This window comes from Neisseria sp. HMSC055H02 (assembly GCF_001813335.1).
Classification (GTDB): Bacteria; Pseudomonadota; Gammaproteobacteria; order Burkholderiales; family Neisseriaceae; genus Neisseria; species Neisseria sicca_C.
Window position 1 is genome coordinate 1 of the sequence record NZ_KV812076.1, and the last position, 13,968, is coordinate 13,968.

Annotated in this window: 12 protein-coding genes and 1 pseudogene; 9 read left to right on the forward strand and 4 right to left on the reverse strand. The window is 50.0% G+C overall.

Annotated features, from left to right (window positions below; translation table 11 throughout):
• Nucleotides 1-61: 61 nt before the first annotated feature.
• The 7 genes from HMPREF2907_RS02750 (at nucleotide 62) to HMPREF2907_RS02780 (ending at nucleotide 7,443) form a co-directional block, all read left to right on the forward strand.
• Nucleotides 62-664: a DUF4230 domain-containing protein gene (locus HMPREF2907_RS02750; RefSeq protein ID WP_039405574.1), complete on the forward strand. Its 603-nt coding sequence runs from the start codon at nucleotides 62-64 to the stop codon at nucleotides 662-664.
• A 182-nt stretch (nucleotides 665-846) separates the two neighbouring features.
• Entirely contained in the window at nucleotides 847-1,686 is an 840-nt protein-coding gene (gene htpX / locus HMPREF2907_RS02755; RefSeq protein WP_039405570.1) for a protease HtpX, read from the forward strand.
• Between the two features lie 126 nt (nucleotides 1,687-1,812).
• Nucleotides 1,813-2,568 (forward strand): 5'/3'-nucleotidase SurE, encoded by a 756-nt coding sequence (gene surE / locus HMPREF2907_RS02760; RefSeq protein ID WP_039405567.1) that lies wholly within the window; start codon nucleotides 1,813-1,815, stop codon nucleotides 2,566-2,568.
• 176 nt (nucleotides 2,569-2,744) lie between these two features.
• Nucleotides 2,745-3,641, forward strand: coding sequence for a peptidoglycan DD-metalloendopeptidase family protein (locus HMPREF2907_RS02765; protein ID WP_060974780.1), 897 nt, complete (start codon nucleotides 2,745-2,747; stop codon nucleotides 3,639-3,641).
• 234 nt (nucleotides 3,642-3,875) lie between these two features.
• Nucleotides 3,876-4,214, forward strand: a complete 339-nt coding sequence (locus tag HMPREF2907_RS02770; RefSeq protein ID WP_039405562.1) for a cupin domain-containing protein — start codon at nucleotides 3,876-3,878, stop codon at nucleotides 4,212-4,214.
• Between the two features lie 150 nt (nucleotides 4,215-4,364).
• Complete coding sequence (locus tag HMPREF2907_RS02775; protein ID WP_070679819.1) at nucleotides 4,365-5,477, forward strand: ABC transporter permease; 1,113 nt, start codon at nucleotides 4,365-4,367, stop codon at nucleotides 5,475-5,477.
• Between the two features lie 511 nt (nucleotides 5,478-5,988).
• A complete protein-coding gene (locus HMPREF2907_RS02780) occupies nucleotides 5,989-7,443 on the forward strand; it encodes an efflux transporter outer membrane subunit (RefSeq protein ID WP_070679822.1) in 1,455 nt (484 codons plus the stop codon).
• Between the two features lie 52 nt (nucleotides 7,444-7,495).
• Here HMPREF2907_RS02780 and HMPREF2907_RS02785 read toward each other — a convergent pair whose 3' ends face one another.
• On the reverse strand, nucleotides 7,496-8,704 hold the full coding sequence (locus HMPREF2907_RS02785) for a uracil-xanthine permease family protein (RefSeq protein WP_070679826.1): 1,209 nt from the start codon (nucleotides 8,702-8,704) through the stop codon (nucleotides 7,496-7,498).
• A gap of 691 nt (nucleotides 8,705-9,395) precedes the next feature.
• On the opposite strand from HMPREF2907_RS02785, the gene HMPREF2907_RS02790 reads away from it, so the two are divergent.
• Together HMPREF2907_RS02790 and HMPREF2907_RS02795 are read left to right on the forward strand one after the other, a co-directional pair.
• On the forward strand, nucleotides 9,396-10,184 hold the full coding sequence (locus HMPREF2907_RS02790; protein ID WP_318258990.1) for an RTX iron-regulated FrpC family protein: 789 nt from the start codon (nucleotides 9,396-9,398) through the stop codon (nucleotides 10,182-10,184).
• A 200-nt stretch (nucleotides 10,185-10,384) separates the two neighbouring features.
• Nucleotides 10,385-11,728: an aldehyde dehydrogenase family protein gene (locus tag HMPREF2907_RS02795; protein WP_070679829.1), complete on the forward strand. Its 1,344-nt coding sequence runs from the start codon at nucleotides 10,385-10,387 to the stop codon at nucleotides 11,726-11,728.
• A 184-nt stretch (nucleotides 11,729-11,912) separates the two neighbouring features.
• Here HMPREF2907_RS02795 and HMPREF2907_RS13470 read toward each other — a convergent pair.
• The 3 genes and pseudogenes from HMPREF2907_RS13470 to HMPREF2907_RS02805 all read right to left on the reverse strand — a co-directional run.
• Nucleotides 11,913-12,024: pseudogene (locus HMPREF2907_RS13470) on the reverse strand (IS5/IS1182 family transposase); the annotation flags it as partial.
• Between the two features lie 47 nt (nucleotides 12,025-12,071).
• Nucleotides 12,072-12,920 carry an RnfABCDGE type electron transport complex subunit B gene (locus tag HMPREF2907_RS02800; protein ID WP_070442508.1) on the reverse strand — a complete coding sequence of 283 codons (849 nt, stop codon included), beginning with the start codon at nucleotides 12,918-12,920 and terminating at the stop codon, nucleotides 12,072-12,074.
• 243 nt (nucleotides 12,921-13,163) lie between these two features.
• Nucleotides 13,164-13,925, reverse strand: coding sequence for an endonuclease/exonuclease/phosphatase family protein (locus HMPREF2907_RS02805; RefSeq protein ID WP_070679833.1), 762 nt, complete (start codon nucleotides 13,923-13,925; stop codon nucleotides 13,164-13,166).
• Between the last annotated feature and the right edge of the window lie 43 nt (nucleotides 13,926-13,968).

Below are 13,968 nucleotides of genomic sequence, written 5' to 3' on the forward strand. Positions count from 1 at the left end.
GCCGTATCATTGCAATTTTAATCCACTATAAGTTTAACGCAACCGAAAAGGGTCTAACCTGATGAAAATGGTTTACCGATTGATTTTAATATCTATTTTTTGCGCAGTCGCAGCAGCGGGCGGCTGGTTTTATGCCCAGCACCGCAACGACAACGCCCATGAAGCGATTTCGCGCGAAGGCGTTTTGATGCAGATTAAGCAGATGAACCGCTTGGAAAGCACGGCTTTTTACATCGACACCATCATCCGCACCGAGAAAAAAGGCGACTGGCGCAGATTGTGGCAGGACTCGCAAAGCGGTCTGTTTATCGTGCGCGGCAAAGTGTTGGCGGGCTTGGATTTGGACAAACTTCACGCCGACAACGTCAATATCGTGGACGGAAAAGTCCTCATCAGCCTGCCGCCCGTAGAAATCCTCAGCGTCGATTTGGAAAATATCGAGGTGTACGACATCCAAACCGGCTCGTTCAACCTTTTGCCCGTGGATAAGGCAGTGTTCAAAACCGTGCAGGACGAAGCCAAAAAACAAGTTCTCGCCAGCGCGTGCAAAGCCCAAATTTTGGATCACGCCAACCGCCAGGCGCAAACGCAGCTTGAAAACCTGTTTGCCCTGACGCAGACGCAGGTATCGGTTTATCCGGCGGCAGTGGGGCAGTGCAACTGAACGCTGGATGACGTTTGACAGCATAATATTGCGAGTGGGTAACCAAAAGTGTATTTGGATTTGCATACCTTTTCCCAATAAGGTGTTTCGGTAGGCGAGACTTTTTGAGAAAATACATTGCCTTTTGCAAGGTATTTGAAGAATTCATTTTTTACATAACAAACAAATTTAAAGGAACACTGGTGAAACGTGTCTTTCTGTTTCTCGTAACCAATATCGCGGTTTTAGTCGTCATCCGGATTGTTTTGGCAGTCCTCGGTATCAACAGTACGGACCAAGTCGGCAGCCTGCTGGCGTATTCTGCCGTCGTCGGCTTTACCGGTTCGATTATTTCTTTGCTCATGTCCAAAACCATCGCTAAAAACTCGGTGGGTGCGGAAGTTATCGTTCAACCGCGCAGCGAAGAAGAAGCATGGCTTTTGGCAACTGTTGAAGCGCAGGCCCGTCAATGGAGTCTCAAAACTCCTGAGGTAGCGATTTATCATTCTCCTGAGCCGAATGCTTTTGCAACCGGCGCGACACGCAACAGCTCCTTAGTCGCCGTCAGTACCGGCCTTCTCGATCATATGACCCGGGACGAAGTCGAAGCGGTTTTGGCGCACGAGATGGCGCACGTCGGCAACGGTGATATGGTTACGTTGACGCTGATACAGGGTGTCGTCAATACGTTTGTGGTTTTCTTGGCACGCGTCGTTTCCGGCATGATTGCCCGCAATAACGACGGCAGCACTTCGCAAGGCACATATTTTATGGTGAGCATGGTGTTGCAGATTGTGTTCGGCTTTTTGGCAAGCATCGTCGTCATGTGGTTCAGCCGTCAGCGCGAATACCGTGCGGATGCGGGTGCCGCCAAGTTGGTTGGTGCGCATAAAATGATTGCCGCGCTGCAACGTTTGAAAGGCAGCACGAGTGATTTGCCCGAGCAGATGAATGCGATGGGTATTGCCAGCGATGCCAAAGATTCCCTGCTGAGTACGCACCCTTCGTTGGATAACCGCATTGCGCGCTTGAAAAATCTGTAATGCGAAAAAACAAAAGGTCGTCTGAAACTAAATTTGGTTTCAGACGACCTTTTTCATGAGTGTTTCGGATAGACGGCCGCAGTATGGGGGCGATACAATAGCATCCCTTTTCAGAGAGCTATAACAATGAATATCTTGATTTCCAATGACGACGGGTACTCTTCGCAGGGCATAGCCATTTTGGCGAGGGTAGCGGCGGAGTTTGCCAATGTCCGCATCGTTGCCCCAGAACGCGACCGAAGCGGCGTCAGCAATTCTTTGACGCTCGACCGCCCTTTGCAAATGAAGCAGGCGGCAAACGGGTTTTATTATGTTGACGGTACACCCACCGACTGTATTCATGTGGGTTGCCATGTGCTTTCGGATTTTAAACCCGATTTGGTTCTTTCAGGCATCAATAATGGTGCGAACATGGGAGACGATACGCTTTATTCGGGAACGGTTGCCGCAGCGACCGAAGCCTTCCTGATGGGCATTCCTGCCGTTGCGTTGTCTTTGAACGATACGCGGGGGCGTTATTGGCAGACGGCAGAACAGGCCGCTTGGATGATATTGGAGCGGTTGTTGAAAAATCCTCCTAAAACGCCTGTCCTTTGGAACATCAATATTCCCGCCGTACCGCCGGATGCGGTACAAGGTATCAAAACAACGCGGTTGGGGCGGCGGCATCATGAGCAAAGCGTTATCCCGATGAAGAATCCCCGCGGTGAGTCTATTTATTGGATAGGTCCCGTCGGCGATATTTCTGATCGGGAGCAAGGTACGGATTTCGGGGAGTGTGAGGCGGGCTTTATCACGGTTACACCGCTGCAAATCGATTTGACTTCCTACCGCCATATGGATGCAGTCAGCGGATTTTGGCAGGACGGTAAAGAGGGATAAGCACACAGATTTCTGTTTTTTTTGCCGAGTGTTTTCAGACGATCTTTTTGTTCTGAAACAGGCGCGGCAAGCCGATTTTAACAGTCCCTAACCGCCCCGATACTTGAGGGGCGGGCTTATTTTTATTATGATATGCACCAATCAAGACAATAACCCCGATATAAAGGTCATCGATTATGTTGAAAAAAACCGCATTTTATGCCGCTTTCGCCCTGACATTGGGCGCATGTACCAGCCAGCAACCCGCCCCCGTCGTCGTCGGTAATGCCGGTTCCGGTACTTCTTCCAATCCTTATGGTGCGACCCCTTACGGCACAAATGCGCCGGCAGCCAACGATGCCCCTTATACTCCTCCTTCTGCTCCGGCTGCCAACAGTAGCTATACGCCACCTGTTTCCGGCGGTGCCTATATTCCGTCCTATGCGCCGGTTGACATCAATGCGGCGACGCATACTGTTGTCCGTGGCGATACCGTTTACAATATTTCCAAACGCTACCATATTACCCAAGACAATCTGCGTGAATGGAATGGTTTGACTGACAACAACATCAGCATCGGACAAAATCTGCGCGTCAAACCGGCCGGTTATACTGCCCCTGCTTCGACTGCGGCAGCCAAACCGTCATATTCTGCACCTGCACCCGTTGCCAAGCCTGCTCCTGCACCTCTTAATACGCCGACAGTTGCTACCGGTGCAACCCGTACAGTCAGCGGCATTACATGGCAACGTCCGACCAACGGTAACGTTCTTGCCAACTTTGGCGGCAGCAATAAAGGCGTGGACATCGGCGGTAATGCGGGTCAGCCCGTCGTAGCTGCCGCAGACGGTAAAGTGGTTTATGCAGGCTCGGGTTTGCGCGGTTATGGCAACCTTGTCATCATCCAACACAACTCCTCATTCTTGAGCGCATACGGACACAATCAACGTCTGCTCGTCAATGAAGGACAAAATGTCAAACGCGGACAAACCATTGCACAAATGGGTAATACCGATGCCAACCGTACTCAACTTCACTTCGAAGTCCGTCAAAACGGCAAACCGGTCAATCCTGCCACTTATATTGCATTCTGATGAACAAATTGAAGGCCGCCCGATTATTCGGGCGGCCTTTTAAATTAAATCCGTTAGGTCTCCCTGTTTCAACAATGATTGTACCTGTACTGGTAATTTATCAAAGGGGCTGTTTGAGTAGAACTTTATACCGATATGCTGCCCTAAATATTGGTTTTCAAGAATATATACTGTGAAAACGGCCATATGTATGTTCTTAATTTTTGAAAATGTAAAAATAGAAAAGGAGCGATGATGAAACAATATACCTTAGATCCCAAAGCCTTGTTGGGCGGGGTGATCAGCAGTGATACTGATCAGGAAATCGTCCAGCTTTCTTTGCAGAAAGACAATGAAATTCCGCCCTATGAAGCCGAAGCGATTATTTTGTTGATTGTGTTGAACGGTAGTGCGCAAATCTCGACGTCGTCTGAAACTTTACATACCGAAGGCCTGCAAATCGTCCGGATCGAACCCGGCGAGACACACAGTATCCGTGCGCTTGAAGATTATACGAATATCTTGGTGATTAAGCAGTTGACTTACGTTGCGGGCTTAAACAAAAAATTGCGTTTCGGAAAATGTTGCCTGTGAAAATTTTTGCAGTATGGCGGTACTGTTGCGGTAAGTTTGGTGATTCCCATAAAGAACCAGATAGTAGGCGATGTACTGTACAAAGGTCGTCTGAAGAACAGATAAGGTTTTCAGACGACCTTCATCCATAGCGTTTAAACAGGAATCCCCATGCGTACCCTGAAAAACATTCTGACCCTGATGCTCAAAGAGTTCCGCAGCGTGCTGACTGATCCGGTGCTGATGGTGCTGATTGGGTATATCTTTACAGCCACGATTTATCAGATGGCGCAGGTGGGCGCGGATTTGAAAAATGCCACCGTCGGCATCATCGACCAAGACCGTTCGGTTTTGTCCATGCGTATCCGCGATGCCGTGCAACATCCGTTTTTCAAACTGGTAGAGGACGTGCGGCGCGAGGATTCGGACGAATTGATGGATAAGGGCGAGTTCACCTTTATTTTGGAAGTGCCGCCCAATTTTCAGCGCGACATGGCGGCGGGGCGCAATCCTGATTTGCAGCTTTTGGTTGATGCGACGTCGATGACGCAGGCGGGGGTGGGCGCTTCGTATCTTTCGCAAATTATCAACCGCGAAATTTACGAATTCACCGGCGTGACGCGGCCGGAGTTAATCAGCCCCGTCATCAATACTTATTACAATCCCAACGGCGAAAGCGCGTGGTTCATGCCGACTTCGCAAATCGGATCGATGTCGTGTATGTTGCTGATTTTATTGACGGGGGCAGCGGTTATCCGCGAACGCGAACGCGGTACAATCGAGCATTTGCTGGTGATGCCGGTCAATGCGTTCGAACTGATGATGGGCAAAGTGCTGGCAAATGCCGCCGTGATTTGGGTGGCGGCACTGTCGTCGCTGTGGTTTATCGTGCATTTGAGCATAGGCGTGCCGCTCATCGGTTCGGTGCCGCTTTATGCGGTAGGGTTGGCGTTGTTCCTGTTTTCGGTGGCGTCGCTGGGCATCATGATTGCCACGTTCGCATCGACGATGGGACAGTTCGGTATGCTGATGCTGCCGGTGTATATCGTGATGAACCTGTTTGCCGGCGGCGCATCCCCGCGCAGCAACATGCCGCACGCGGCGCAACTGATCAGCGAATATTGGCCGCTGACGCAGTTCGTCAAATTTTCGCAAGACATCCTGTTCCGCGGCGCGGGGATTGAAATCGTGTGGGGGCATATGCTGATCATGGGCTGTATCGGCGTAGGATTCTTGTGGCTGGCATTGTTGCGGTTTCAAGGGATGTTGGAACGGCAGGGTTAGATAGGCTGTCCCGCCAGGAGGCTGCGAACTCTGAAAACGAGCGAAGCGAGTTTCACTAAAACCGAAAAAGGAACTTCCGTGAGAAATTACCCAAACAAGCATTGGATGCCGTTCAGACGGCCTTGGATAAGTATCTTGCCGAGTTCGCCTTCTGGCGGGACAACCTTTTGCCGTTCTTGAACAAGTTAAGGCTTTTTCGGATAGAGCTTCTGCAAAACTGGGGATCGCTAAAAAGCAAACCTGACGGTTTGCTGCCCTCTCCCTAACCCTCTCCCACGGGGAGAGAAGATTGAGGATAGTGAAACAAAACCGTTTTTAGGGTTTCGACTAATTTGTCCCCTCTCCCCGCGGGAGAGGGTTAGGGAGAGGGCAGTAAGCCGCAGGCTTACATTTAGGTTTCGCAAAAAATCTTCTGAAAGGTCGTCCTGTCAAGAGGCGGCGCACGCTGAAAACGAGCGAAGCAAATTTCGCCAAAACGGAACGCTAAAACCTTTTCAAAAAGGAAAATACGATGAAATTCAATCAAATCCATTTATTGTGTATTGCCGCAGTCTTGGCGCTTGCTGCCTGCAAAAACACAGAAGTTCCGTTAAACAGTCAGGTTGAGTTGCCCGAAACGTTTACGCAGGATGCGGCGGCGAAGGGCGATGCGGACATCGGGGCGTGGTGGCAGCAGTGGAACGATCCGGTGTTAAGCGGATTAATCGCGCAGGGTTTGGCGCAGGGGCATGATGTGAAAATCGCCGTCAGCCGTCTGAACGAAGCCCGTGCCGTGGCGGGGGCGGCGCGTGCCGATTTGGGGCCGACCGTCGGACTGAGCGGCAAGGCGGGGGCGAATTACAGCAAAATGGATAGCCCGCTTGACAGCAATGCCAGAGCGTTGCTCTCGCGTTATCCGCAGACTGCGTCTTTAAACGACGACACCATCGATTCCCAAAGCACCAGCCTATACGGCGGACTGACCGCTTCGTGGGAGCCGGATATTTTCGGCAAGAAACGCAGCGATGCCGATGCCGCCCGTTATGCCGCACTCGGACAACAAGAGTTGGCGTATGGCGCACAAATGTTGGTGGCGGGTGATATTGCCGACAATTATTTCAAAGCACGTGCGGCTCAAGGTCGTCTGAAAACCGCCGACCAAACCGTTGCCACCTTGCGGCGGATGGTGCGTTATATCGAAGGGCGATTTAAGGCGGGACATGTCAGCGGTTATGAAGTGAACGAGGCGAAAGTGCAACTGACCGCAGCGGAAGCCAAACGCGCCACGATAGGGGCGGAATACGCCGCTTATGTGCGCAGTATCGCCGTTTTGACCGGTAACGTGCCGCAGACGTTTACGCTGCCCGAATCGTCTGTCGATGCGTTGGCGCGCCAACCCTCCGCGCCGGGCGGGCAGACGCCGCAAGGCTTGCTGGAACGCCGTCCCGACCTGCGCGCGCAGGTGGCTCAAGTCAATGCCTATGCCGCCAAATTCGCCAGTGCCAAAGCCGATTTGCTGCCGCGCTTCACCATCAGCTTTATGGGGCAGGGCGGGCGCATCGGTGTGGATGGCGACCGTTCGCTGACCGGCTGGGCAAGTTTGCTGTCGGTGGGCATACAGACGCCGCTGTTCACCAACGGCCGCATCAAAGCCAATATCAAAGCCACCGACGCGCGCCTTCAGACGGCATTGCTGGAATACGACAAACGGCTCCTGACCGCGTTGGGCGAAGTCGACAGCGCATATCAAGGCGTGGAATCGCTAAGCCGCCAAACCGAACTGCTGCAAACCGCCCATAATCAGGCGGCACGTCACGCGGCCGATACGGAAAAAATGTTCCGCAACGGCTACAAAACGCTGGATGTCGCCCTCAAAGCCCATATCGCCGAAGGCCAAATGCAGGAAAACCTGATTGCGGCGCGGCTGGCAAGGGTGCAGATGCTGGTATCGCTGTATAAGGCATTGGGCGGAGGCTGGTCGAAATAAAGAAGCAAAAAGGTCGTCTGAAAAATTTCAGACGACCTTTTCAAGCTGATGACTATTGTTCTCTATCCGGCAACAGTATATTCAAAATAATGGCCAATATTGCGCACAAGCCCACTCCGGCAAAGCTCAACGTACCGATTTTGATGACCATGCCGCCGATACCTGTTGTCAACACAGAGCTGACGATAACCAGATTTTTAGGCAGCATCAAATCAACCTTCGAATCAATCAGAGTTTTAACACCCAAAGATGCAATCGTACCGAACAAAAGCAGCATAATGCCGCCCATGACAGGCATTGGGATGGAAGCTAAAAACGCATTGAATTTACCGAAAAACGCCATTGCAATGGCAAAAATCGCCGCCCAAGTCATGATGATAGGATTGCTGTTTTTCGTAATCATCACCGCGCCTGTAACCTCGCCGTAAGTCGTTACCGGCGGTCCACCGATCAAACCGGCTACGCATACGCCCAAGCCGTCGCCCGCCAGCGTCTTATCCAAACCCGGATCTTTCGTATAGTTTTGACCGGTAACATTGCCAATAGCCATAATACCGCCGATATGCTCGATGGCAGGTGCAATCGCCACCGGCAGCATAAACAGCGCAGCCTGCCAGTTGACTTGCGGCGTTTCAAAATGAGGCACTGCAAACCAAGGCGCATTGACGATGGCGGCAGTATCTACCAAGCCCATTATCAAAGCCAATGTGTAGCCCGAGGCCACACCGATCAAAATCGGCACCAGTTTCATCATGCGGCTGCCAAAAACCGACACCACGACCGTTACCGCAAAAGTAAAGCCCGACAAAATCAACGAGTCTGCATAATCAATTACCTGTTTGCCGTCAGCCTGCCCCATAGCCATACTGCTTGCCGCAGCGGCTACCGACAAACCGATCACCATAATCACCGGTCCGATGACTACCGGCGGCAGCAAGCGGTGAACCGCCGCCAGCCCGCGCCACCTGATTAAGCTTGCGAATACAAAATACATAAAGCCGGCCGCAAACAGGCCAAACATCGTTGAAGGCAGACCCCATTCACCAATCGAGTAAATAATCGGTGCAATAAAAGCAAATGAAGAACCCAAAAAAATCGGCACCTTACGCCGAGTAACCAATTGGAACAACAATGTCCCAATCCCCGCGCCCAACAATGCCAGAGCAGGGTTCAACCCCGTCAGAAGCGGTACAAGCACCATCGCACCGAACGCCACAAACAAAATCTGCGCACCCGAAACCGCCAATTTAAGCTGATTCATCCGAAACCTCGTATATTCGATTCAAACGGCGGGAATTATACTGTCTAGGCAGCCGGATGAACATTAATTTAACGCGGATTCAGGATAAAAAACAGATTGATAAATGGAAATATCCGATTTTGCAGCACCATTCTTTACTTAATATATAACCACCCTGCTTATAGTTGATACACGAAAAAATCGATGCGCAGCGAGAATGGTTTTAAGTCAGCAATCACTGTATGCGATGAAATGGCAGACTGAAACTTGTCCTAATTATGTATTTATTTCTGTATGCCATTATTAAAATGGAAGCAGAAATCTGTACATCGTCTTAAATGCTATCAACGGTTATCAAATTTACAAAATTTATCAAAATTAGGTTATAGATGGTAGTATTAAAATATCATACAAGAATGAAATTATAATTAAAATAATAGTTTTATATACAATCAATAATTATATTTAAACAAATAAAACAATGTATTAAGAAATTTTATCAAATATAAAAAGGTCGTCTGAAAAATATTCAGGCGATTTTTTTGTTATGTTTACAGTTGTAATGATACGTTTGTTTGAATTAAATACCGTTTATTTGAAATGAATTGCTGGTTTATGAGAATATGGTATTTTTACAGGAATCAGAAATTGATAATGGATTTTATTTCAGCTGGCCTGATTAATCAGAAATCTATTACAGGAAGGAGTAAAAGTGGAATGTGGAAAAGATAGGGTATTGAAGAAGCTATCAGTTCTAATAGCAGTTTTGGGTTCATTCGCTTTGGCAGCTTGTTATCCATCTTCAGAAAATAAGGAAGAAGTAGAAATGGACAATCAGATACCCATAACAGGCTTTGAAAGAAATATTAAAATTGATTTGGATGGGACGTTGCTGAGCGTACCTTACGGTTATTTGGCAGGTTCGTCCCGAAATTCGGCAACAAGATGGATGTCGGATGAGGAAAAAATCTATAAGGGCGGTAGGTTTGATATTTACGTCCATGCCAAACGCAAAGGAGATTCTTGGATTTTAGAGCCTTTTAATCGGAAGAATAAAGATAAATTTGTTAAGGCATTGAAGGATGGTCTGCCGATGATAGACACTATTTCGATTCAGAAAAATTCTGAATGCCTTTTAGATCCTAAGTATCTTAAAAAAATGATTTTGAGGTACGGTTCAAAAGAAATAACTTCTTCTAAAGACTATAAAGCATATGAAAGATTTAATGAAGAACCATTCTATCATGAATTTAATTATATTAGGGATGATGAAAATCCAGTAAGAATACAAGTAAGGGATGATGGTAGAAAAAATGGAAAAAGACTTAATGAACCGCATTTTTCAATCGCAGTTGACTCATGCATAAATGGTTTGTCAGTAGATTATTATCCTAGCATCAGTGCACATGAATATGGAAATTTTTCTAAGCAGCCTTCTCAACAAGAGTTGATTGAATATCATCTAAAAATAGAGAAATTAATTAAAAGTTTTATCAAGTAATTTTATTTTAGGATTCTAACTTATGATTATTTTAAATAGATAACAGCAGGCTGAATTAAAAGGAAAAGAACTGTGTAGAGATGTTATATCTGAGTTTGCTATATAATCGCGTTTCTTTGATGATGCACAAACGTCGTCTGAAAGAACATCTTTATTTTCAGACGACCTAAAATAAAACCGACATACAAAGGAGCCGAACCATGTTTCACAGCATCAATGCCGATACCGGCGAAACGCTTTGCCGCCGTCCTGCGCAGGGTTATGCAGAGTTTGCACAAGAATTGGCAGCGTTGAAGGTACGCCAGCAGGCGTTTGCGCGGTTGGGCGTTACCGGGCGGACTGCTTTGCTGCAAGCTTTTGCCGAGCGTTTGGCGCAAAACAAGGAGCGGCTTGCGGAGATGGTTTGCGAAGAAGTCGGACGCTGCCTGCATGAATGCCGTGCCGAACTGGATAAATCCGTCGAGCTCATCCGATATTACGTCCGCCTTGCCCCTGAGTTGCTGGCGCATAAGACCATTGCCACGCAGGCGAGCCTTAGTCAGGTGCGTTTTGAGCCGTTGGGTGTTGTGCTTGCCGTCATGCCGTGGAACTATCCTGTCTGGCAGGTTTTGCGTTTTGCCATTCCAGCCCTGTGCGCGGGAAACGCTTGTGCCGTCAAACCTGCGCCCAGTGTTGCGCGGGTCAGTGCTGCGCTGCTGGAACTGGTTTCAGACGACCTCCCGTTGATTGGCGCATGGTTGGACAACGACGATACGTTGAAAGCCATTGAAGACACCGATGCGATGGCGTTTACCGGCTCGACACAGACCGGCCGCCTGCTCGCCGCCCATGCGGGAATGTACCTCAAAAAAACCGTCCTCGAACTTGGCGGCAGCAACCCCTTCATCGTCATGCCCGATGCGGATCTCGAACGCGCCGCCGTCGAAGCCTGTTATTCGCGTTTCCGCGACGCGGGTCAGTCTTGCAACGCAGCCAAACGAATCGTCGTAACCGAAGCCGTTGCCGACCGCTTCATCCCCCTGTTTCTTGCCGAATGCGCCAAATTGCAAACGGGCGATCCCAAAAAAACTGCGACCACGCTTGCCCCGCTGCACCGCGAAGACTTGCGCGCAAACGTACACGCCCAAGTACAGGATGCAGTCGCAAACGGCGCAGAGGTTTTGACGGGCGGTTTCATTCCCGAAGGAAAAGGCTGGTTTTACCCCGCCACCGTGTTGGACAAAGTGAATCCCGACTGCCGCGTTTGGAATGAAGAGGTTTTCGGGCCGGTTGCCATGATTTTGCGGGCGAAGGACGAGGAACACGCCGTCGCCCTTGCCAACGATACGCCCTACGGATTGGGCGCCAGTATTTATACCGCCGATACCCGCCGCGCTTGGGCTTTTGCCGAAAAAATCCAAGCAGGCTCGGTGTTTATCAACCGCCACACCAGCAGCGACCTGCGCCTACCCTTTGGCGGCGTCAAGGCTTCCGGTTACGGACGGGAACTGTCTGAATTCGGGTTGTATGAATTTGTGAACGTGAAAACGTATTGGCAGAAATAAGGAAGGATTGAAAAAGGTCGTCTGAAAACGCCGGGATTGTCTATGTTGTGTTTTCAGACGACCTTCTTTTTGTTGAAGCGGAAGCTTGTTTTTCTCAATATTCTCAGTAGGAGTGATGTAATTGGAAATTTCCGATTATTAAATAAGGATTTTCATTTGCACCGGAATGACGGAATCTTTTTTATAGTGGATTAACTTTAAACCAGTACGGCGTTGCCTCGCCCTTACCGTACTATCTGTACTGTCTGCGGCTTCGTCGCCTTGTCCTGATTTAAATTTAATCCACTATAGATGGTCGTCTGAAAACCTATTTCAGACGACCTTTAAAGTTTCTCCACCCAAATCACCGTATTTCTTTGGCTGCTTCCTGCTCCGCTTTATAACGGCGCAGGTAGGCAAGCGCAGCAGCTTTTTCTTCTTCGTTGCCATATTTGACATCGCGTTGGGCACGGCGCAATTCGGCGCGCTCTTTGGCTTCTTCGATTTGCCGGTTTTTGAATGCTTCACGGTTGTCGGATGCAACCAGCTTGTCTTGTTGGGATTGTGCTTTCGCCATGGCTTTGGCAATCAAATCCATAGGATTGAAAGCAGGTTTGGACGCAGCTTTGGTTTCGGCTTGAATTTGCGCCTGCTTGGCTTTAACAGCGGCTTCGCGCTCGGCAAGCATGGCTTTGCGTTCCGCCTCGTCGCGCGCTTTGCGTTCGGTGTGCCAATCAAAGCGGCTTTGCGCGTGTTCGGCGGCGGCGAAACGCGCTTCGGAAGAACGGCTCAGGCTGCGTGCGGCGGGGAGGTATTCCTGTTCGGAAGGTATCATGTCGATACAATCCACCGGACAAGGCGGGAGACAGAGTCCGCAGCCTGTGCATTCGTCGCTGATGACAGTGTGCATAAACTTGCTTGCGCCCATAATCGCATCGACAGGGCAAGCGCGGATGCAGGCGGTACAGCCGATACAGGCGGCTTCGTCTATCAAGGCGACGGCTTTGGGCTGCGTTTTGACCGGCGCAACGCGCGGCTTGCCTAATAAGGCAGCAATATCGACCATCACCGCCTCTCCTCCGGGTGCGCACAGATTAACAGGCGCATCCTCGTGCAACAAAGCTTGTGCATAAGGCAGGCAGCCTTGATAGCCGCATTCTCGGCACTGAGTTTGCGGCAGCAGGCGGTTGATGGCTTGAAGGTCGGTCAGCATGGCGGATAGAGTCAAAATCGAAAAGGCGTATTTTATCGGGAAACGAGGTATAGGGGAATAAAGGGTTTGAAAATAAAAGAGATTCTTCTATCGTTTTGCAGCAAATTCAAGTAGGAATGTGAATGATGTTATAAGTATCCTGTATTTGAACCTCATACGGTGTGGCGGGCAGGAACGTGGATATGGAAGGTCGTCTGAAAATCCCGATTTCAGGTTTTCAGACGACCTTTGGTATTGGAACGTTCAAGGCAGTTTGGGTCTGACTTTGACGCTCAAGGGCAAGTGGTCGGAGAGGCGTTGCCAGTTTTTGCCGTTGTGGATTTGGGAGTCTAGGATTTCCAAGTTGCGGGTATAGACGCGGTCGAGGCTGAGGACGGGCAGGCGGGCGGGGAAGGTTTTGGGGCGTTTGCCGTTGCTGTCCACGAATACTTCGTTCAGGTTCAAGGCGTTGCCTAAGGACAGGGCGGATTTTTGCCGCCAGTCGTTGAAATCGCCGGCGAGAATCAGCGGGCTTTGCGGGTCGATGTGATGCACGACGTATTCGAAGATGGCGCGATATTGTTTGGCGCGGTCGGGTTCTCGCAGGTTGAGGTGGGCGCAGAGGCAGACGAGCGGGGTTTCCCAGCCTTCGGGCAGGACTTCGCAATGGAGTACGCCGCGCTGTTCGAGTTTGTTGACGCTGATGTTGAGGTTGTGGCGGGTTTCCAGCGGCAGGCGGCTGAGGATGGCGTTGCCGTGGTGGCGCTGCGGGTATACGGCGTTTTTGCCGTAGCTGCGGTTGTAGGAAAGGCGGTCGCCGAGGATATCGTAATGCGGTTTTTCGGGAAAATCGGGCAGCCTGCTGCTGCGGGTCAGGTGTTGACCTTGCACTTCCTGTAAAAACAGGACATCCGAGCCTATGCCGCGAAGCTCTTCCGCCATGCTGTCCACTTGGACTTTGCGGTTGAGCGCGGACATGCCTTTGTGCATGTTGTATGAGGTGATGGTAATCGGGCGGGGGGACATGATGTGTAACCGTAGTGTGTGAGTAGTTTGTCGTTGTATTAAT